This window comes from Chromobacterium sinusclupearum (genome assembly GCF_002902845.1).
Taxonomy (GTDB): domain Bacteria; phylum Pseudomonadota; class Gammaproteobacteria; order Burkholderiales; family Chromobacteriaceae; genus Chromobacterium; species Chromobacterium sinusclupearum.
In genome coordinates this window covers 34,917-54,046 of the sequence record NZ_PPTF01000030.1, presented here as the reverse complement: position 1 = coordinate 54,046, position 19,130 = coordinate 34,917, and the positions used below count along the sequence as shown (strand labels likewise).

The 19,130-nt window shown below is 64.0% G+C and carries 20 protein-coding genes; 11 read left to right on the top strand and 9 right to left on the bottom strand.

Translation table 11 applies throughout. The features are described from left to right. Positions 1-267 precede the first annotated feature (267 nt). Both C2134_RS08940 and C2134_RS08935 read left to right on the top strand, forming a co-directional pair. Positions 268-1,743, top strand: a complete 1,476-nt coding sequence (locus C2134_RS08940) for a protein adenylyltransferase SelO (RefSeq protein ID WP_103319339.1) — start codon at positions 268-270, stop codon at positions 1,741-1,743. 91 nt (positions 1,744-1,834) lie between these two features. Beyond that, entirely contained in the window at positions 1,835-2,227 is a 393-nt protein-coding gene (locus C2134_RS08935; protein ID WP_199179900.1) for a hypothetical protein, read from the top strand. Between the two features lie 4 nt (positions 2,228-2,231). Here C2134_RS08935 and C2134_RS08930 read toward each other — a convergent pair whose 3' ends face one another. Continuing rightward, a complete protein-coding gene (locus tag C2134_RS08930; RefSeq protein WP_103319337.1) occupies positions 2,232-2,741 on the bottom strand; it encodes a GNAT family N-acetyltransferase in 510 nt (169 codons plus the stop codon). A 156-nt stretch (positions 2,742-2,897) separates the two neighbouring features. Here C2134_RS08930 and C2134_RS08925 point away from each other — a divergent pair, with 156 nt between their 5' ends. The 4 genes from C2134_RS08925 to C2134_RS08910 all read left to right on the top strand — a co-directional run bounded on the left by C2134_RS08925 (position 2,898) and on the right by C2134_RS08910 (position 6,709). After that, positions 2,898-4,265, top strand: a complete 1,368-nt coding sequence (locus C2134_RS08925; protein WP_103319335.1) for an HD-GYP domain-containing protein — start codon at positions 2,898-2,900, stop codon at positions 4,263-4,265. Between the two features lie 150 nt (positions 4,266-4,415). Next, positions 4,416-4,877 (top strand): hypothetical protein, encoded by a 462-nt coding sequence (locus C2134_RS08920; RefSeq protein WP_103319333.1) that lies wholly within the window; start codon positions 4,416-4,418, stop codon positions 4,875-4,877. An 85-nt stretch (positions 4,878-4,962) separates the two neighbouring features. Further along, positions 4,963-5,730: an HAD-IIB family hydrolase gene (locus tag C2134_RS08915; RefSeq protein ID WP_146042116.1), complete on the top strand. Its 768-nt coding sequence runs from the start codon at positions 4,963-4,965 to the stop codon at positions 5,728-5,730. A 52-nt stretch (positions 5,731-5,782) separates the two neighbouring features. After that, entirely contained in the window at positions 5,783-6,709 is a 927-nt protein-coding gene (locus C2134_RS08910; protein ID WP_103319329.1) for a 2-hydroxyacid dehydrogenase, read from the top strand. 250 nt (positions 6,710-6,959) lie between these two features. On the opposite strand, the gene C2134_RS21175 is transcribed toward C2134_RS08910, so the two are convergent. Beyond that, positions 6,960-7,220, bottom strand: a complete 261-nt coding sequence (locus C2134_RS21175; protein WP_146042115.1) for a hypothetical protein — start codon at positions 7,218-7,220, stop codon at positions 6,960-6,962. Between the two features lie 15 nt (positions 7,221-7,235). On the opposite strand from C2134_RS21175, the gene cydP reads away from it, so the two are divergent. From cydP to C2134_RS08890, 5 genes are all read left to right on the top strand, one after another. Next, complete coding sequence (gene cydP / locus C2134_RS21510) at positions 7,236-7,397, top strand: cytochrome oxidase putative small subunit CydP (protein ID WP_158248731.1); 162 nt, start codon at positions 7,236-7,238, stop codon at positions 7,395-7,397. After that, entirely contained in the window at positions 7,394-8,965 is a 1,572-nt protein-coding gene (locus tag C2134_RS08905; RefSeq protein ID WP_103319328.1) for a cytochrome ubiquinol oxidase subunit I, read from the top strand. Before cydP ends, C2134_RS08905 begins: the two co-directional genes overlap by 4 nt. A 2-nt stretch (positions 8,966-8,967) precedes the next feature. Further along, positions 8,968-10,104 (top strand): cytochrome d ubiquinol oxidase subunit II, encoded by a 1,137-nt coding sequence (cydB, locus tag C2134_RS08900; RefSeq protein ID WP_103319326.1) that lies wholly within the window; start codon positions 8,968-8,970, stop codon positions 10,102-10,104. Positions 10,105-10,118: 14 nt separating this feature from the next. Next, positions 10,119-10,214: a cytochrome bd-I oxidase subunit CydX gene (gene cydX, locus C2134_RS08895; protein ID WP_082693332.1), complete on the top strand. Its 96-nt coding sequence runs from the start codon at positions 10,119-10,121 to the stop codon at positions 10,212-10,214. Positions 10,215-10,515: 301 nt separating this feature from the next. Then, the gene (locus tag C2134_RS08890; RefSeq protein ID WP_103319324.1) at positions 10,516-11,268 is read left to right on the top strand and encodes a hypothetical protein; all 753 of its coding nucleotides are present in this window, start codon (positions 10,516-10,518) and stop codon (positions 11,266-11,268) included. A gap of 127 nt (positions 11,269-11,395) precedes the next feature. On the opposite strand, the gene C2134_RS08885 is transcribed toward C2134_RS08890, so the two are convergent. The 7 genes from C2134_RS08885 to C2134_RS08855 form a co-directional block, all read right to left on the bottom strand. After that, positions 11,396-13,063 carry a SulP family inorganic anion transporter gene (locus C2134_RS08885; RefSeq protein WP_103319322.1) on the bottom strand — a complete coding sequence of 556 codons (1,668 nt, stop codon included), beginning with the start codon at positions 13,061-13,063 and terminating at the stop codon, positions 11,396-11,398. Positions 13,064-13,237: 174 nt separating this feature from the next. Continuing rightward, the gene (locus tag C2134_RS08880) at positions 13,238-13,960 is read right to left on the bottom strand and encodes a LytR/AlgR family response regulator transcription factor (protein WP_103319320.1); all 723 of its coding nucleotides are present in this window, start codon (positions 13,958-13,960) and stop codon (positions 13,238-13,240) included. A 28-nt stretch (positions 13,961-13,988) separates the two neighbouring features. Further along, on the bottom strand, positions 13,989-15,008 hold the full coding sequence (locus tag C2134_RS08875; RefSeq protein WP_103319318.1) for a sensor histidine kinase: 1,020 nt from the start codon (positions 15,006-15,008) through the stop codon (positions 13,989-13,991). A 9-nt stretch (positions 15,009-15,017) separates the two neighbouring features. Beyond that, positions 15,018-16,241 carry a hypothetical protein gene (locus C2134_RS08870; protein ID WP_103319316.1) on the bottom strand — a complete coding sequence of 408 codons (1,224 nt, stop codon included), beginning with the start codon at positions 16,239-16,241 and terminating at the stop codon, positions 15,018-15,020. A gap of 3 nt (positions 16,242-16,244) precedes the next feature. Next, positions 16,245-17,012: an outer membrane lipoprotein-sorting protein gene (locus C2134_RS08865; RefSeq protein WP_103319314.1), complete on the bottom strand. Its 768-nt coding sequence runs from the start codon at positions 17,010-17,012 to the stop codon at positions 16,245-16,247. A gap of 10 nt (positions 17,013-17,022) precedes the next feature. Beyond that, positions 17,023-18,399, bottom strand: coding sequence for an ABC transporter permease (locus tag C2134_RS08860; RefSeq protein WP_103319313.1), 1,377 nt, complete (start codon positions 18,397-18,399; stop codon positions 17,023-17,025). After that, positions 18,396-19,097, bottom strand: a complete 702-nt coding sequence (locus tag C2134_RS08855; RefSeq protein ID WP_103319311.1) for an ABC transporter ATP-binding protein — start codon at positions 19,095-19,097, stop codon at positions 18,396-18,398. The genes C2134_RS08860 and C2134_RS08855 overlap by 4 nt, the downstream gene beginning before the upstream one ends. Positions 19,098-19,130: the final 33 nt, after the last annotated feature.

The following is a 19,130-nucleotide window of genomic DNA, read 5'->3' as shown; positions in this document are numbered from 1 at the left end:
ACGCCACGCCCCTCAAAAAGCGTGGCGTTTTTTCAGCCAGAGCCGCATCAACGGCAATTTGGCGCAAATTATGCCAATGAACTATCGCTTATCTCATCGAACAGGCAAAATGGCGCCGTGCATGCCGCCATCGACATACCGCTTTTGAACGCACAATATAGCAACAAGCCCCACCTAAACTGGTGAACGCTTGAGCGCGCCCCGCCGGCAAACCGAACGGAAAACAGCGCGGCAAGAACATAAACGACAGATCCCACGAGGCCAGCCATGATCCACATCGCCTTCGACCACAGCTATGCCCGCGACCTGCCCGGCGCATGGCAAGCCGCGCAGCCGGACATGCCGCCCGCGCCGGCGCTGCTGTTCTGGAATGCCGAACTGGCGGACGAACTGGGTTTGGACACGGCGCAAGCCAGCGCAGCCGAGCTGGCCCGCCTGTTTTCCGGCGCCAGCCTGCCTCCGGGCGCGCAACCCATCGCCCAGGCCTATGCCGGCCATCAGTTTGGCGGCTTGTCGCCGTCGCTGGGCGATGGCCGCGCGCTGCTGCTGGGCGAAGTGATCGATCGCCATGGCCAGCGCCGCGACATCGCCCTCAAGGGCAGCGGCCGCACCGCCTTCTCCCGCCGCGGCGACGGCAAGGCGGTGGTCGGGCCGATGCTGCGCGAACTGATCCTGGGCGAGGCGATGCAGGCACTGGGCATCCCCACTACCCGCGCGCTGGCAGTGGTAGCCACCGGCGAGGCTGTGCAACGCGAGCGCCAGCTGCCCGGCGCGGTGCTGACCCGCGTCGCCGCCAGCCATCTGCGCGTCGGCACCTTCCAGTACTTCGCCATCCACGGCGAAAGCGAGACGCTGAAAAAACTGGCCGACTACACCATCGCCCGCCATTACCCGGAACTGGCAAACCAAGACCATCGCTACCTGAGCCTGTTGAGCGCGGTGGCGGAGCGCCAGGCCGAGCTGATCGCCCGCTGGATGCACGCAGGCTTCATCCACGGCGTGATGAATACCGACAATATGGCGCTGTCCGGCGAAACCATAGACTTCGGCCCCTGCGCCTTCATGGACGCCCACCACCCGGATACGGTGTTCAGCTCCATCGACCACACCGGCCGCTACGCTTACGGCAACCAGCCGGCCATCGCGCAATGGAATCTGGCGCGCTTTGCCGAAACCCTGCTGCCGCTGATCGCGCCGGACGATCCCGGCTCCGCCGTCCCGGCCGCCACCGAGATCATCGAAGGCTTCGCCAACCGCTACCAAACCCACTGGCTGGATCAGGCACGGCGCAAATTTGGCCTGCTGGACGCCAAGGCGTCGGACAAGCAGCTGCTGCAAGACTGGCTGGCGCTGCTGGCGGCCTATGGCGTGGACCACACCCTGGCCTGGCGCTATCTGGCCGACGAGGCCGAAGGCAAGCCGGACAGGCTGGCCGCGCTGTTTCCCTCCGCATCGGTATTGGAACCGTGGCTCAAACAATGGCAAAACCGCCATGTGCCGCGCACCCGCCGCCCGCCCGACATCGCCGCCGCGATGCGTCGCGAAAACCCGCTGTACATCCCGCGCAATCACTTGGTGGAAGAAGCGCTGACCGCAGCCAGCGAGCATGGCGACATGGGGCCGACATTGACGCTATTGGAGGCGCTGAGCCAGCCATTCAACGAGCGCGAAGGCCTGGAACGCTACGCGCTGCCGGCCGCGCCGGAGGTGGCGGAGGGGTATCGGACCTTCTGCGGCACCTGATGTCAGCGGCAACAGGGAACCTCTTCACACCAAAACAGTCTTTATGCAAAATGTCATACCCGCCAAATTGAACGAAAGCCAGATGCCCTGCATGAATCCGCGCTACCAATTCCATCACATGGGCATCCCCACCACCGAGCCCAAGCCGAACGAACGCTATAGCGCCAAATACCGGATGTATACCGCCGATGCCGATAGCGCGGATTTCCGCATCCAATGGCACCGCTTCGAGCCCGGCTGTCCGCTGCATCCGCTGATACAGACCGTGCCGCATCCGGCATTCAAGGTGCCCAGCCTCGCCATGGCCATCGCCGATAAAAACGTGTTGCTGGGGCCCTATGAACCGCTGCCGGGCTTCCACGTCGCCATCATCGAAGAAGGCGGTGTGCCTATCGAACTCATCGAGACCATGCTGAGCGACGAGGAAATCTGGGGCCGCGCCAAACAGGGGGCGTCAGAACTTTATTCAGGCAGCCAAGGCTGACCACTCAGCCCAGCCTCTTCTCCATCACATAATCATCCATCACAAAGCCGTTGCCGATATCGGCCACCACCTGCTCCCGCACGGTGAAGCCGCGCTTCTCGTACACAGCGATGGAGCCGGCGTTATGGCGGTTGACGGTCAGCATCAGCGTATTGCAACCCTTGGCGCGGGCCGCCGCTTCCACCTCGTCCATCATGCGGCCGCCCAGGCCTTGGCCGCGCAGTTCTTCCAGCAGATACAGCTGCTCCAGCTTCATCTCCCCGGACTTGTCCGTCAGCGCGTAGCTGCAATAGCCGGACAGCTTGCCATCCACGCGCAGCAGGCGGAACCAGCGGTCCGGCGCGTCCAGATAGCGGCTCAGCTTTTCCGGCGTGTAACGGCTGGACAACATGTAGTCAATCTGCTCGCGCGTGATCATGCTGATGAAGTGCTGATGCCAGATGACTGCGCCCAACTCGGCGATCACATGGAAATCATGGGTGGTCAGAAAATCCAATGTGGCATGGCACTTCATGGCAGCGGGCTCCTGTATCGATCGCTTGATCGCGAGGCAATTGTCGTAGACATTTTCACCACTTTATTCCAACGCCGCGCGCGCAGCCATCATCATGGCCAAATAGCCATGCTAAGCGACTAAAATGGTATTTTCTCCCCCCGCAACGGACACGCCATGACGCAAGCCCTGAAGCTATCGCAACTGATAGGCTCACTCAGTTACGCGCTGGACATCACGGAAGGCCAGCCGGAAGGCCATTGCGTGCGCAGCTGTTGGATAGGCATGCATATTGGCCGCGCCATCGGGCTGTCGCCGCAGGAACTGTGGGATCTGTACTACACCATTCTGCTGAAAGACCTGGGCTGCAGCAGCAATGCCGCGCGGATTTGCGAGCTTTACCTCACCGACGACCGCGATTTCAAGCAGGACTTCAAACGAGTGGGCGCCAGCCTGCCGCAAATGCTGGGCTTTGTGTTCGCCAATACCGGCACCCATGCCGCTGGCTGGCGGCAACGCGCCGCGTCCATTCTCAACGTGCTGCGCCGCGGCAAGGAAATGGCGGATGAGTTGATCAACACCCGCTGCCACCGCGGCGCGGACATCGCCCGCCAGTTGCGTTTCAATGAAAACGTGGCGCGCGGCATCCAATATCTGGACGAGCACTGGGACGGCTCCGGCCGGCCATTGGGCCTGAGCGGCCAGGCGATTCCGCTGAACGCGCGCATCGCCCTGCTATCCCAGGTGATCGACGTCTTCAATGTCACGCACGGCCGCCACGCCGCGCTGGACGAGGCGGTGAGCCGCGGCGGCGGCTGGTTCGACCCGGAACTGGTGGCCGCCTTCCGCGGCGCGGCGCGAGACGATGGCTTCTGGCGCCAGCTGGAATCCGATGACATCGAGCAGGCTGTGCTGGATCTGGAGCCCGCCCAGTTCACGGTCCCCTTGGACGAAGACTATATGGACGAAATCGCCGAAGGCTTCGGCCAGGTCGTGGACTCCAAGAGCCCGTTCACCGCCGGCCACAGCCACCGGGTAGGCCACTACGCCGACCGCATCGGCATGGAGCTGGGGCTAGACCCGCAACGCCGCCGCTGGCTGAAGCGCGGCGCGCTGTTGCACGATGTGGGCAAACTCGGCGTCAGCAACACCATACTGGACAAGCCAGGCAAGCTGACGCCGGAGGAGTGGGAAGCGGTGAAACGCCACGCAGCCTACACCGAAACCATCCTGGCGCGGATCGAGTCGTTTGCCGAACTGGCCCGCGTCGCCGGCGCCCACCACGAACGGCTGGATGGCACCGGCTATCCGCGCGGCCTGGTGGCAGACCAGATTGCCCTGGAAACCCGCATCATCACGGTGGCCGACATCTTCGATGCCATCCACGCCGCCCGTCCCTACCACCCGGAAAACCCGGTGCCCGTCACGCTGGACATCATGCGGCAAAGCCTGGGCAGCGCGCTGGACCCGCGCTGCTTTGCCGCCTTGGAGGGCGTGCTGCGCGAAGAGGACGCGCTGGAGAGCGATCTCATCTGCTTGACCTAAGGGGCTGTAGACATTTGGTGAGCGGTCGCGCCGGGATGCGTTTTGCGACGAATCGAAGCGTTTCGCCCGCCGCATTTCATTCTCTGCCAGCGCGGAACAACGAAGAGTCGGCGCGAAATGCGCCCGGCCCTGCCATGGAAACCTTGGACCATGAACGAGAAGCTTGACGCGCTGGCCGCCTCGCTCGATCTAGACTCCCCACCGCGGGAAACGCTGCGCTTGCGTTTCGGTCTGGCCTGTGCCCGGCGTGTCGCCCATTTACTGGAAAATCCCGAGGTTGCCGCCTGCCTGAGCGGGCTGGAACGCTATCTGGCCGGCGGGATAGACCGCGCGGCGCTGAGCGCCTTGGCCTTGCGCGCGGCCGAATTGGCCCGGGCCCACCCCGGTTCGGCATCGCTGGACGGCTGCGGCCACGCGGCGGTATCGGCCAGCCATGCGGTGGCGATGGCGCTAGCCGGCCGCGCTCGGCAGGCCGCGGATTACGCGGCCTATGCCGCCGTTTACGGCCAGGGCGGCTACGGCGCGGCGGCGGATCCGTCCGCGTTCGAGCCGGAATGGGATTGGCAGGCCCGCTGCCTGAAGCAACTGGCCGGCGCAAACTCGGAAATCTAGCGGTTCATCGAGAACTTACACAGCCCGGTTACCCGCCATTACAATCACACTCCCATCAGAAAATTTGGCCTCCACCGGACTGCGCATGCACTTCATCTTCGACATAGACGGCACCCTTTGCTTCGACGGCCATACCATCAGCCCTACCATACAAAACGCGCTGTGCGGACTGGAAGAACAGGGGCACCAGATCGGTTTCGCCTCCGCCCGCCCCTATCGCGACATGCTGCACTTGCTGGATGAGCGCTTTCACCATGGTCTGTTCGTCGGCTCCAACGGCGCCATGACCTACCATCAAGGCGAGCTGTGCGATATTCAGCCGCTGGCCAAGCGCACGCTGGACCAATTGTGCGCGCTGGCGGAACGCTTGGAAGCCTCCTATCTGGTAGACCTGCCCTGGCACTATCACTACCGCGGCGATCCCGATCATCCGTTCATGGGCTGGGTCGATCCGGCACGCCGGGCCAACCAGGTCGCGCGCGACGACATCCGGCTGCCGGTCAAGCTGCTGGTCACCGAATGCGCCGACGGCCCGGCCCTGCAGCTGGCGCTGGCCGAGCGCGACGATATCGCCGTCCATCACCACTCGGACCAACAGATCGTCGATATCACCGCCCATGGCGTGAGCAAGATGAGCGCCTTGCTGCGTCATGGCATCGCCGCGGACCAAGTGGTGTGTTTCGGCAACGACAGCAACGACCTGTCGATGTTTGCCGCCGCACGCCACCCGGTGCTGGTGGGCAGCCACCCGCAACTGTTGCCGTACGCCGCCGAACAGGTTGCGCGCGACGAGCAAGTCGAGGAAACACTGCTGGCCGCCATCGAGCAACTGGGGCGGACCATGCCATGCTGAATTGTCTGAGCGCGGTATACTGAAGGCATATTTCTGCAGAAAAGACACTACGATGATCCTGGTCCACACGCCCAACCCCAAGGAAGTTTCCGCCTATCTGGAACTGTTTCGCGCCGCCATGCCAGAGCGGCAGTTCGTCGACCTGGAACATGCCCAGCTGTCCGACATCCGCCACCTCGTCACCTGGGGGCTGCCGGACGGCCTGCTGGCTGACATGCCTCGGCTGGAAGCGCTATTCGCGCTGGGCGCCGGCGTGGACAAACTGATGACGCGTCCGGACCTGCCTGCCGATCTGCCGGTCTACCGGCTATTGGACGGCGGGATGGCGGCGCAGATGACCGAATACATCCGTTACGGCGTGCTGGGCTATCAGCGCAATATGGACCTGTACCGCCGCCAACAAGCCACGGGCCAGTGGCGCAAGCTGGCGCCGAGGCTGCCTGGCGATATTCGCGTCGGCATTCTGGGGCTGGGCGAAATTGGCAGCGCCGTTGCCCAATCGCTGGCGCGGGACGGTTATCAGCTTAGCGGCTGGAGCCGCAGCCCCAAAAACATTGAAACTGTACGCTGCCTGCATGGCGAGGCCGGGCTGGCCCAGCTACTGGCCGAAAGCCAGGTGCTGGCCTGCGTATTGCCGTCCACGCCGGATACCCGCGGCCTACTCAACCGCCAACGACTGGAGGCGCTGCCGCAAGGCGCGATGCTGATCAATGCCGGTCGCGGCGACCTGCTGGATCAGGATGCGCTGCTAGCCTTGCTGGACAATGGCCATCTGCGTTGCGCGCAACTGGACGTGTTTGCCGAGGAGCCTCTGCCGGCCGACCATCCGCTGTGGCGCCACCCCGCCGTCGCCATTACCCCGCACGTTGCCGCCATCACATTACGCCAGCCGGCCGTGGAGCAAATCGTCGCGGGGCTGCGGCAATTGGCGGCCGGCTTGCCTGCCGCCGGCCTGGTTCAGCGCGCACAAGGTTATTGAACGACCGCCATCCAACAGGCCGCCCTTGCAAAAAGGCGGCCTGCACCACGCCAGTGGTTATGACGTAAAATATCGCCCGCTATAAATTGCATGGCTATTCGATACCGGCATTCACAATAATCGGCAGACACTTGCAGCGCCGGATTCAGCTTGCGCCTAAAAAAATGGAGCGTCTTTATATAAAAGGCGCGAATCAACCCCCTATCCTCCCACTCCAATCCACAAATAGCCTCCTGCCGCTACGGCAATCTCACTCCATACCCTGCCCTGTAAAATCCGCGCCGCAAGACTCGCCCAACAAGCAGCCATTTAATCTCCTGCACCCGGCTATAAATTCAAGCCTTGCCAAAATACAATACATTACAAATGGGTTTTCAAAATCAAAAAATATCCATACGTCAATTTCGCGCATTGCATAATTTTGATCGAGGTCAAAGGTGTGCTTGATCGCGACATTATGCCGCAGGACAAATAGTGGATGGGTATGGCATGTTCCGGCGATCGTTTTCAAGACGGAAGGCCATGCATGAAGAGAAGCTCGAAGTACCGGAAAGAGATAATCATGGTGTTGTTAATAAAATTGATCCTGATTTCTCTGATCTGGGGCATGTTTTTTAAAGAAAGACCCAATATGGATGCCGCTGACGTGGCAAGCCATTTATTGCAGCAAGCTGGAGAGAAGCCATGAATGAGACGTTGATCGATCTGTCTCGATTGCAATTTGCCGTAACGGCCTTATACCATTTTCTATTTGTTCCGCTGACGCTGGGCATGGTGTGGATGCTGGTGATCATGGAATCCACCTTTGTCATCACCGGCAAAGAGATTTACCGCGACATGACCCGTTTCTGGGGAAAACTGTTCGGGATCAACTTCGCGCTCGGCGTCACCACCGGCATCACCATGGAGTTCCAGTTCGGCACCAACTGGGCCTATTACTCGCACTACGTGGGCGACATCTTCGGCGCGCCGCTGGCCATCGAAGGCTTGATGGCCTTTTTCCTGGAATCCACCTTCATCGGCCTGTTCTTCTTTGGCTGGGACAGGTTGTCGCGCGCCAAGCACCTGATGGTGACCATCCTGATGGCCATAGGCTCGAATCTGTCCGCCTTGTGGATCCTGATCGCCAACGGCTGGATGCAAAACCCGGTGGGCGCGCACTTCAACTACCAGACCATGCGCATGGAAATGTCCTCGATGTGGGACATCATGTTCAATCCGGTGGCCCAGGCCAAATTCGTGCACACCGTCAGCGCCGGCTATGTCACCGCCGCCTGCTTTGTGCTGGGCGTATCCAGCTGGTACATCCTGAAGGGCCGCGACCTGCCGTTCGCCCGCCGCAGCTTCCGCATCGCCGCCGCCTTCGGCTTCGCCTCCGCGCTGTCGGTCATCGTGCTGGGCGACGAATCCGGCTACACCGTGGCCGAGTCGCAGCACGCCAAGATCGCCACCATCGAGGGCATCTGGCATACCGAGGACGCGCCGGCCGGCCTGACGCTGTTCGGCATTCCGGACAAACAGGCGCAGACCAACCACTACGAAATCAAGATTCCCTATCTGCTGGGCCTGATCGGCACCCGCAGCGTGGACAAGCCGATTCCTGGCATCAGCGAAATCATCGCCCGCAACCGCGCCCGCATCGTCAACGGCCGCGAAGCGGTGATCGCGCTGGAAGCGCTGCGCAAGTCGCCGCAGGACCCGGCCTTGCGCGCGGCGTTTGAGAGGCACGAGGCCGATCTGGGCTTTGGCCTGCTGCTGAAGAAATACGTCGCCGACGTGCGCCAAGCCACGCCGGCCATGATAGACCAGGCCGCGCAGAGCACGATTCCGGAAGTGGCGCCGATGTTCTGGAGCTTCCGCGTGATGGTGGGTCTGGGCTTCAGCTTCCTCTCGCTGTTCACGCTGGCCTTCTGGTTCTCGCTGAAAAACAGTTTCGCCGAGCGCCGCTGGCTGCTGAAGTGGGCGCTGTGGTGGATTCCAATGCCGTGGATCGCGGCGGAGCTTGGCTGGGTGGTGGCCGAATACGGCCGCCAGCCGTGGACGGTTTACGGCCTGTTGCCGACCCATCTATCCACCTCCTCGCTGACCGCGGCCAGCGTGGCGGCGTCGCTGACCGGCTTCGTGCTGTTCTACACCGGCCTATTGGTTGCCGAAATGTATTTGATGGTGAAATACGCCCGCCTGGGCCCGGCCAGCCTGGGCACCGGCCGCTACCACAATGAATCCGCCCCGCAACTGGCCGCCAAGGAGGCATGAGCATGTTTGATTACCCAACCATCAAATTCATCTGGTGGCTGCTGGTCGGCGTGCTGCTGATCGGCTTCGCCATCATGGATGGCCACGACATGGGCGTGGGCACGCTGCTGCCCTTCGTCGGCCGCACCGATACCGAACGCCGCGTCGCCATCAACACCATCGCCCCGCATTGGGACGGTAACCAAGTGTGGTTCATCACCGGCGGCGGCGCCATCTTCGCCGCCTGGCCCTTTGTCTACGCCACCGCTTTCTCCGGCTTTTACTGGGCGATGCTGGCCGTATTGTGGGCGCTGTTCTTCCGCCCAGTGGGTTTCGATTACCGCAGCAAGCTGGAGAACCCGCGCTGGCGCGCCTTCTGGGACTGGGGCCTGTTTGTCGGCGGTTTCGTGCCGCCGCTGATCTTCGGCGTGGCCTTCGGCAACCTGCTCTTGGGCGTGCCCTTCCATTTCGACGATACCCTGCGCCCGTTCTACGAGGGCAGCTTCTTCGCCCTGCTCAATCCGTTTGCCCTGCTATGCGGCCTGGTGTCGTCGGCGATGATCACGCTGCAAGGCGCCACCTTCTTGATGCTGCGCACCGACGGCGAGGTGGCCGAGCGCTCGCGCAAGGCCGCCATCGCCTGCGCCGTGGCGGTGATCGCGCTGTTCGCGCTGGCCGGCCTGTGGGTGAGCCATCTGCAAGGCTATGTGATCCTGAGCGGCGCCGAACCGGGCGCGGCCAGCAACCCGCTGGCCAAGACCGTCGGCCGCGAAGCCGGCGCCTGGCTGGGCAATTACCATCGCTATCCGCTGACCATGGCGCTGCCGCTGCTCGGTTTCGCCGGGGCCTCCCTGGCCGCGGCTTTCGCCGCCTCGCGCAAGTCCGGCGCGGCCTTCATCGCCTCCAGCCTGGTGCAAACCGGGGTGATCGGCACCGCCGGCGCCAGCCTGTTCCCCTTCCTGATGCCGTCCAGCTCGGATCCGCGCTCCAGCCTCACCGCCTGGGACGCCACCTCCAGCCATCTGACGCTCAACATCATGTTCTGGGCCGCGCTGATCTTCACGCCCATCGTGCTCAGCTACACCAGCTGGTGCTATCGGGTGATGCGCGGCAAGGTGACGGGCGCGCATGTGGAACGGAACAGCAAAAGCCTTTACTGACAAGGAGACAAACCATGTGGTACTTCGCCTGGATGCTGGGACTGCCGCTGGCGGTCGCCATGGGCGTGATCAACGCCGTGATCGAGGAAAACCTGCATCACGACGACTGATCGCAGTGTCAGGCGCCTGAGAGGCGCCATGTAGAAACAGAACGGCATGTCGCTTGGCGCGGCATGCCGTTCTGCCGTCTGGAACCCATCGGCCGGCCTATCGGACAGGAGGAAGAAGGCCGGACCGTCCGGCCTGCTTCACAAAAACCATACAGTCGTTTCATAAGCGCATGAAAGACAAAGCGCATTTTATTTGTAAAATAAAAATGTCAAAATCATATACAGAAAGGCCAGTAGCCGCCCGCCGCCGGCTTTTCTAACATCGCCGCCAATTCATTGCTGCATTGCACAAGGAAATGAAATGGCAGACATCGTTCACTCAATCCGCATCCTCCCCGGCAAGCTGACGCCGGAACAACGGGAAGATCTGTCCCGCGAGCTGTTCCGGCTTCACGACACCATCTTCGCCGGCATCGACTACGCCGGCTTCAAGGCCATGGTCATCTCGCCGCCGTCCGAGCACAGCAGCCTGCTGCTACACCGGAACCTCGAAGGACAACTGGTGGGCTACTGCGCGATGCACCGCTTCCGACGCCAGATAGGCGGCCGCACCTGCAGCGTGTTGCGCGTGCAGTCCGGCCTGCTCAAAGCCTACCGCGGCAAGAACAGCAACTTCGCCTTCCTGGCGAGCCAGATCATGCGCCATTGGCTGAGCCATCCGCTGCGGCCCCTGTATTTCTTCGGAGTGATGCTGCACCCATCCAGCTACGCGGTCATGCACAAGTTCGCCCACCGCATGTGGCCGGCGCCGGGCCATGATGACAGCCACCCGCTGGCAGCCAAGGCCTACGAATTGTTCTCCAGTTTCCAACTGACGCCGGTTTCGCCGGAAAGGCCCTACATCGCCAACGTCGGCATCCTCACCCGCGATGGCAAGGACGATCACCAGTACTGGCAGAATTCCGCCAAACCGTCCGACCGCTTCTTCGTCAGCGTCAACCCCGGCTACCGCGACGGCCACGGGCTGCTGGCGCTGATGCCCCTATCGCCGCTGGCGGTGGGACATGCGGTGGCGCGCTGGCTGAAACTGCGCAAGCAGAAGAAAAACCGCTGATCGTACGCGCGCCGGGCCGGGATATTTGGACCAAATCAATATCCCTCCCCCGCCCGCTGGGCAGCTCCGGCAATGAAAGCAGCTATCCGCGCAACGGATTCAAAACCATCAAGATGGCTAACCGCCGCTAAGCCCACACCACGCCATCGGTCAGCACCTCCTCCGCGCGCTGCAAGGCAGCGGCCAGATCGGGCTGCAGATTATCCTCGCCCAAGCGCTCCATCAGCCGGGAGCCCTCCAGCATGTCCATCACCTCATCCGTCGCGCCGCACAGGATCAGCGTCTTGCCCTGCTCCGCCAGCCGCGCGCGCAGGGCTTCCAGCGCCAACAGGCCGGAGGTGTCGAGCAGAACCAGCCTATGCAGCTGCAGGATGATCACACGCGCACGCGGTGCTTCCTTCAGGATGATGTCCACGCTGTCCGCCGCGCCGAAAAACAGCGCGCCCTCGATGCGGAAGGCCGCGCAGCCGTCCGGCACGCTCTTGCCGGCGATGCTGTGGCGCTCGAACAGTTGCGCATGCTCCGGCAACAGCTGATGGATGGCGGTATGGCTGGCCATGCTGCGGATGAAGAACACCGCGGCCAGCAGCAGGCCGATTTCCACTGCCACGGTGAGATCGAAAGCGACCGTCAACGCGAAGGTCACCAGCAGCACCAAGGTGTCGTGCGGCGGAAACTGCCGCGCCTTGCGGATGTCCCAGTCGCCCATCTTCAGCGCCACCGACACCAGAATCGCCGCCAGCGACGCCAGCGGCACATGGGCGGCCAGCGGCGCGGCCAACAGCAGCACCATAAGCAACAGCGCGGCATGGAACACCGCCGCCAGCGGCGTGCGCGCGCCATTGCCGATATTGGTGACCGAACGCACCACCGCGCCGGTGGCCGGAATGCCGCCGAAGAACGGCACCACCATATTGGCGATGCCCTGCCCTATCAGCTCCTGATTGGCGTCGTGCTTGTCGGCGGTGAGGCTATCCACCACCACCGCGCACAGCAGGGATTCGATCGCGCCGAGCAGGGCGATGGTGAACGCCGGCGCCAGCAAATCGGACAGATGGACAGGGTTCAGGTCCAGTCCGGCCGGCGACGGCAGCCCTTGCGGAATGCCGCCGAAGCGGCTGCCCAGCGTCGCCACCGGCAAATCGAACAATACGGTCGCCAGCGTGGCCAGCACCAGGGCGACAAAGGGCGACGGCAGCAGCCGGTTCAAGCGCTTAGGCCATAGCAGAATCAGCAGCAGCAGGCTCGACGACAGCAGCGTAGTCGGCCCATCCAGGCCGGAAAAATGCGCGCGCAGCGTCACCATCACGGCGAAAAAGCCGGACGGCATCTTGGCGATGGGCAGGCCGAAAAAGTCCTTCAACTGGGTCAGAAAGATCAATACCGCGATGCCGTTGGTGAAGCCGGTGATCAGCGGCATGGGAAAGAAACGTATCACTTGCCCCAGCCGAAACACCCCCATCAGCACCAGCATGATCCCCGCCATGAAGGTGCAGATCAGCAGATTGGCCACGCCGTAGCGGCTGACGATGCCATACAGGATCACGATGAAGGCGCCGGTGGGACCGGTGACGCACAGCCGGGTGCCGCCCAGCGCGGCCGCCAGCGCGCCGGCGATGATGGCGGTGACGATGCCGGCCTGCGGCGGCACGCCGCTGGCTATCGCGAACGCCATCGCCAGCGGCAGCGCGACGATGCCGACGGTGACGCCGGCCATCAGGTCGGCCCGCAGTTGCTTGGCATTGTAGTGACGAAGGGTATCGAGCAGGCGGGGGCGGAAAACGAGGGCGGACATCGCGCGTGCTTTCTGATTTTGAGCTGAGTATGCTGTCAGCGTAGTTCATCGCCATCCGCAGCGCCTTATCGATGGCACGGCGGGTCGGCAGCTCAGCGCTGCCATGCCGCCTGCCGAGCATCAAGCCGCCCACCCTGGCAACGGCGGAACGCCCGGCAAAGCCGGGCTTCCGCCCTACATGGCCTTGAATTGCGCGGCGAAGCTGCGGCTCAGCGGCAGCTTGTCGCCGCCGTGTTTCAACAGCACAAAGCTGCGGCCCAGCAAGTCCTGCTCTATGCCCTGCACCGCCGCCAGCCGCACGATCAGCCCGCGGTGGATTTGGGCAAACTGCCTTGGGTCCAGCCGCGCCGCCAGCTCCTTCAGCGGCGTGCGGATCAGCTGTGTCTCGCCGGCCAGCGCCAGCTCCGTGTACTTGTCGCAGGCTTTGAAATACTGCACTTCATCCACCGCAATCAAGCGCTTGCTGTTGCCCAGACCAGCGGTGATCCAGCTCAGGTATGCCGGCTGCGCCTCGGCCGGCGCCGCCGCGATGGGCTGAACCAGCGGCGCGGCCTGCTGCAGCCGGCTGATGCAGCGCAACAACCGGGCGTCGTCGATGGGCTTGAGCAGGTAGTCCAGCGCCGCCGCGTCGAAAGCCTGCAAGGCGTATTCGTCATAGGCGGTGACGAACACCACCCGGCAACCGCTGACGCTCCTGGCCACCGCCATGCCATCCAGGCCGGGCATGCGGATGTCGAGGAAGGCAAAGTCCGGCCGCTGCCGGTTGATCTCGGCCAGCGCCGACGCGCCATCATGAACCACGGCCAGAATCGCCAACTGCGGCCACAATCTGGACAAGGCGGATTGCAGCGCGGCGGCCAGCAGCGGTTCATCGTCGGCGATCAGGGCGGTGAGCATGGGTTTTCCTAGGGCAATGCGCCATTCATTATGCAATCGGCAAGACCAGCTCGGCCAGCATGCCGCGCGGCTGCCCCGGCGACAAGCGCAGCTGCGCCGCCGGGCCGTACAGCGCCGCCAGCCGTTCGCGGATATTGGCCAGCCCCACTCCGGCCGGGGCCGCTTCGGCGATGCCGACCCCGCTGTCGCGCACCATCAAGTGGAGCGAGCCGTCCTGCCGCTCGGCGCGGATAACGATTTCGCCGCCGGCCACGCTGGGTTCCAACCCATGCTTCAGCGCATTCTCCACCAGAGGCTGCAGCAGCAAGGGCGGCAGCGGCAGCGCCTTCAGCTCCTCCGCCACCTCCACGCTGACCCGCAGCCGCTCGCCCATGCGGATGGCGGCGATGTCCAACAGCGCGCCCACCATGTCCAGCTCCTGGCCCAGCGTGCCGCTTGCGCTGCGGCTGCGCGCCAGGCTGCCGCGCAGATAGGTATTCAAATAGCCGAGCATGCGGCTTGCGCGCGGCGGATCGGTCTCGATCAGGCTTTGCACATTGGCCAGGGTGTTGAACAGGAAATGCGGCTCGATCTGCGCCTGCAGCATGGCCAGCTGCGCCGCCGTCTGCGCCTCGCGGCTTTCCGCCTCGCGCCGGCGCGTGGCCTCCAGCTCGCCGGCCAGCGCCTGAGAACGGTAGTACAGCAGGCTCAGTGTCATGGCGAACATCGCCACCAGCAAGGTCGGCACAAGAAACAGATACGCGCGCTCCGGCACGCGCAAAGCTAGCGCCAACACATCGAATGCGCCCAGCCAGGCCGCCAGCTTGAAGCCGAACGGCACACTGAACAGCAGCACCAAGACATAGACCAGCGCGCGATTCAGCTTGAGCCGGCCCAGCACGCTGCCGCTCAACCAGCAGCTATAGCCTATGCAAAACGAAATCAGCACGTTGTCGTATAGCCGGCCCCAGCCGCCCAGGGAGGAAAAGAACAAAGCGATGGCCAGATTGATGCCGCTGCAGACGGCAAACTCCTGAAGTACGCCGGACCAGCGCTGGAATGCATTCATGATTAGGCCTCAATAAAAATAATCAAACACCAGCTGCCAACTCTGCTGCGGCATCGCCGCGCCATAGTGGGTCAGCGCTCCGCCGTCGAATCGCTGCCACTGCAAGGCCAGATCGACATGGGGCCAATGGTAGCGCGCCTCCGCCCAGTTCATGCCGCTATGGTCCACCAGGCTGGTCTGCCGCATCGCGGTCAGGTCCAGGCTGTCCACCAGCGCGTCCTGCCAGCTGGCGCGCAACAGGGCCGCCCGCCGCGTCAACAGCGAGGTCGAGTTTGCCATGCTCTGGCGATAAGACCCATAGAACGGGCTTTGCCGCAGACGGTCCCAATCGGCCGCCTCCGGCGCCGCGCCGTCGTACTGGCCCTCGAGCGTCAAGCTCAGCTTGCTGGCGCCGGTCCAGGTGCTGCCCAGCGCCAGCCGGTTGCGCCAGCCGCCGGCCTCCTCACCCAGCCAGCGCCGCCAATCGCTGTCTGCCTGCCCGCCGGCCCATTCGACGTAAGCGACGGTGGAGTCGGTCAGCACATGGCTGAGATTGAATCCGAGCTGCGGCGAGCCGCCCTGCTGGCGGAACGCTAGCCATTGCGGGTTCCAGCTTTCGGAAAATTGATAACTGAAAGCCAGCAACATCCGCTCCCTGGGGTTGCTCGCGCCCCAGTCCGCGCTCAGGCCGTTGCCGCTGGGGGCATCGGCCAGCTTGGGCGACCAGATCCCGGTCAGCGAGGCCCTATCCCACAGTTTTTGCCAGCGCAGCATGGCGTTGCCCAGCCGGTTTTCGCGCAGGCTTTCCTGGTCTGCCGACACCACCGAGCGCACCGTGCCCTCGCCCAGAAAATCAGTCGGGTTATAGCCCACGCCCACGCCGTATCGGGTGTTGACGCGGCCGATGTCCAGCAGGTTCTGATCGCCGAATTCCCGGCTCAGGTAGGCTTCGCGCAGCGTGTTGACACCGTGCGCGCGCTGCGGCGAATTGACGAAGCTCTGATCGAGGCGATCCGAAAACACCGCGCGCCAGTCCGGGCTCAACCGGCCATCCCAACGCAGATCGAAGGACAGCCGCTGCGCGTCCGGCATCGCCTGGTTGACGATGGCGGCGGATTCGAACAGCAGCTTCAGGTCGCGCGGCTTGTCGCTCATCGCCGGCGTTTGGTCCGCCAGTTGCAGCGCCGCCGCGTCGTCATCGGCCCAGGCCGCCGCCGGCAGCGCCGCCAAGACCAGCATCAACCAGGCGCGCATCGCTCACTCCGCCCTGAAGCGCGGCAGATAGTCGCGCTGCAGCCAGGCTTCCGGCACCTCGCGCCAGGCGAAGTCGCTGTTGCGCATCACCGTCACCCACTTGGGGTTCAGGCCGTCGATGATCACCGTCTCGGTGGGCCGCTCGCGGCCCAACACCTGCTGATACCCGCGATAGTAGGCGGTTTTCAGCAGGCTGCCGCTTTCCGAGTAGAACTTGGCCTTGCGGCTGCGGTAGCCGTCCTTGTCGAGCCACAGGTCGATGGCGTGGTAAGTGACGCCGCCGTTGCGGGCCGACAGATGCAGTTTGTAGCAATGCCGGGGCTGGCGGTCGCCATCCTGGATGTCCTCCTCGCCGTCCAGCCGCGCGCGGTAGTCCAGCGCCAGGTTCACCGTCACCACGTCGCCGTTGGAGGCCTGGCCCAGCAAGCGCTGCTGCGGCGAGATCGGCACGCTGGCCTTGCTGGCCGGGTCGTAAAACCACAAATCGTTGCCGTTCTTCAGCATCAGCTTGCCGGCGTCGCGCGCCGGGCTGACAAAGCGCAGCAGGCTGCGAAACTGGCCGCTGTTCTGGTCGGCGCGCGAGTACACCGCCAGCGCGCTGCGCTCGTTCTCCTGGCCGTCCTTGTAGCTGACCAGCGAGACGATCAGGCCGAACGGCTTGTCCGGATTGCGCACCGCATCGCTGCCCGCCAGTATGGTCTGCGCGTCCGGCGCGGCCAGCGCAAACGGAGCGGCCAGGGCAAAGGTCAGGACTATCAGCATCGTTTTCATCTTCTTTTCCTCAAGCATGGCGCAGCGCGTCCACGATCACGGCGCGGGCGGCGCGGCGCGCCGGCCACCAGGCGGACAGCATGGCCATCAGCATCAGCCCCAGCGCGGTGGCCAGCATCATGCCGTTTTCGCCCCACAGCCGGACATAGATAGGCGCCGGGTCCACCTGACCCGGCGGCAGCCAGGTCAGCCCGGCGTGGTTGATCAGCGCCGCCAGCAGCAGGGACAGCGCAATGCCGCAGACGCTGCCCAGGCCGCCCAGCATCACGCCCTCGCACAGGAATAGCCGCTGGATGCCCCCGCGGCGCAAGCCCATGGCCCGCAACGTGCCGATCTCCACCGTGCGCTCCATCACCACCATATTCATGGTGTTGGCGATGGTGAACAGCGAGACGCAGCCGATCAGAATGGACAGGAAACCGAAGATGGTGCCGAACATGCCGGTGATCTGGCCGTATTGCGGCTGCAGCTCGCTGAAGTCATACACCGCCAGCGGCTGATCCTTCAGCGAAGTGTTGAACAACTGGGCCAACCGCGCGCGCGCCGCCGGGATCTGGTAGGTGTGCTGCAGTTGCAGCGCGATGGCGGTCACGCGCGGCTCGTCGGAGCCGTACACCAGCCGCTGCGCCTGGGCCAGGTGCAGGCTGACGAACATATCGTCCAGCTCCTTCACGCCCATGCTTTGCGCCTTCACCACCTGCAGCCGGGCCACATTGGGCGCGCCGCTGGCGGTGGCGGCCAGCAGCTCGATGCTGCCGTCGGCCTTCGGTTGCGGCGAGGAGGCGGACAGCGCGGCCAGGTCCGTCGGCATGGCCGCGCCGGCGGCAACTGTTGGCGGAGGCGGCGCGCAGTGGCCCATTTTCAGCGCGTCGCACAACTGCAGCACGCGCGCCAGGCCCTTGCCTATCACCGCCGCGTCGGGCGCGCTGCCGGTCAGCGCCGCCGGCTTGCCGGGGGCACCAAAATGATAGTCGTCCCACTGCCGCATCCGGTTCTGGCCGTCCACCTCGCTGCCTTGGGCGAACACGGTGCGCGAAGCGCCGGCGGCGTAATGGCCGGCGATGCCGCCCAGCGACAGCGTGGGCGTCGCCACGGTCAGCATCGGCTTCAATACCGGGTCGTTTTGCACCACCCGCATCACCCGCTGGTAATCGCGGATGCCGTAGGCCGCCGGATTGCCGCTGCCATACAGGAAAAAGTCGCGGTGCTGGATCTGCAGATGCCCCATGCCGCGGACAAAGCTGGTTTGCAGGCCATACTGCACGGTGCGGTTGTAGCCGCCGAACAGCAGCAGCGCCACCACGCCCGCCACCATGGTGCCCAGCGTGGCCAGGGTGCGGCGGCGATTGCGCAAGAGATTGCGCCAGGCCAGTTTGACGGTATTCATGCGATTTCCTTTTCGATTTGCGCCTGCAGCTGGCTGACGCGTCCGTCGCGCACCTGATAGCGGTCGTCCGCGGCGGCGATCACCTGCGGGTCGTGCGAGGAAAACACCACGGTCAGCTGATATTGCCGCTGCAGATCGCGCAACAGACCCAGGATGGCCGCGCCGGTCTGGCTATCCAGATTGGCGGTGGGTTCGTCCGCCAGCACCAGCGACGGCCGATGCGCCAGCGCGCGGGCAATGGCCACGCGCTGGCGCTGGCCGCCGGACAATTGGCCGGGCCGGTTGCGCGCCTTGTCCGCCAGTCCCACCGCGTCCAGCAACTCGCTCACTCGGCGCTTGCGCTCCGGCGCCGCCACCCGGTTCAAGATCAACGGATATTCCACGTTCTCGCATGCCGACAGCACCGGCAGCAGGTTGAAGTTCTGAAAGATGAAACCGATATGGCGGGCGCGGAAATCGCTGAGCGCGTCGTCGCCCAGGTGAACGATGTCCTGCCCGGCCACCAGGATGGAACCCGCGTCCGGTCTATCCACGCCGCCTATCAGGTTCAGCAATGTGGTCTTGCCGCTGCCGGACGGACCGGCCAATACGGTGAAACCGCCTGGGCGGATGGTCAGCGCCACATCCTGCAGCGCCGGCACCGTGATCTGATCCAACTGGTAATGCTTGCAGACGCCGCGCATCTCCACTGTCCACATCGATGCTCTCCTCATAAGATTGGCCACTCCGGG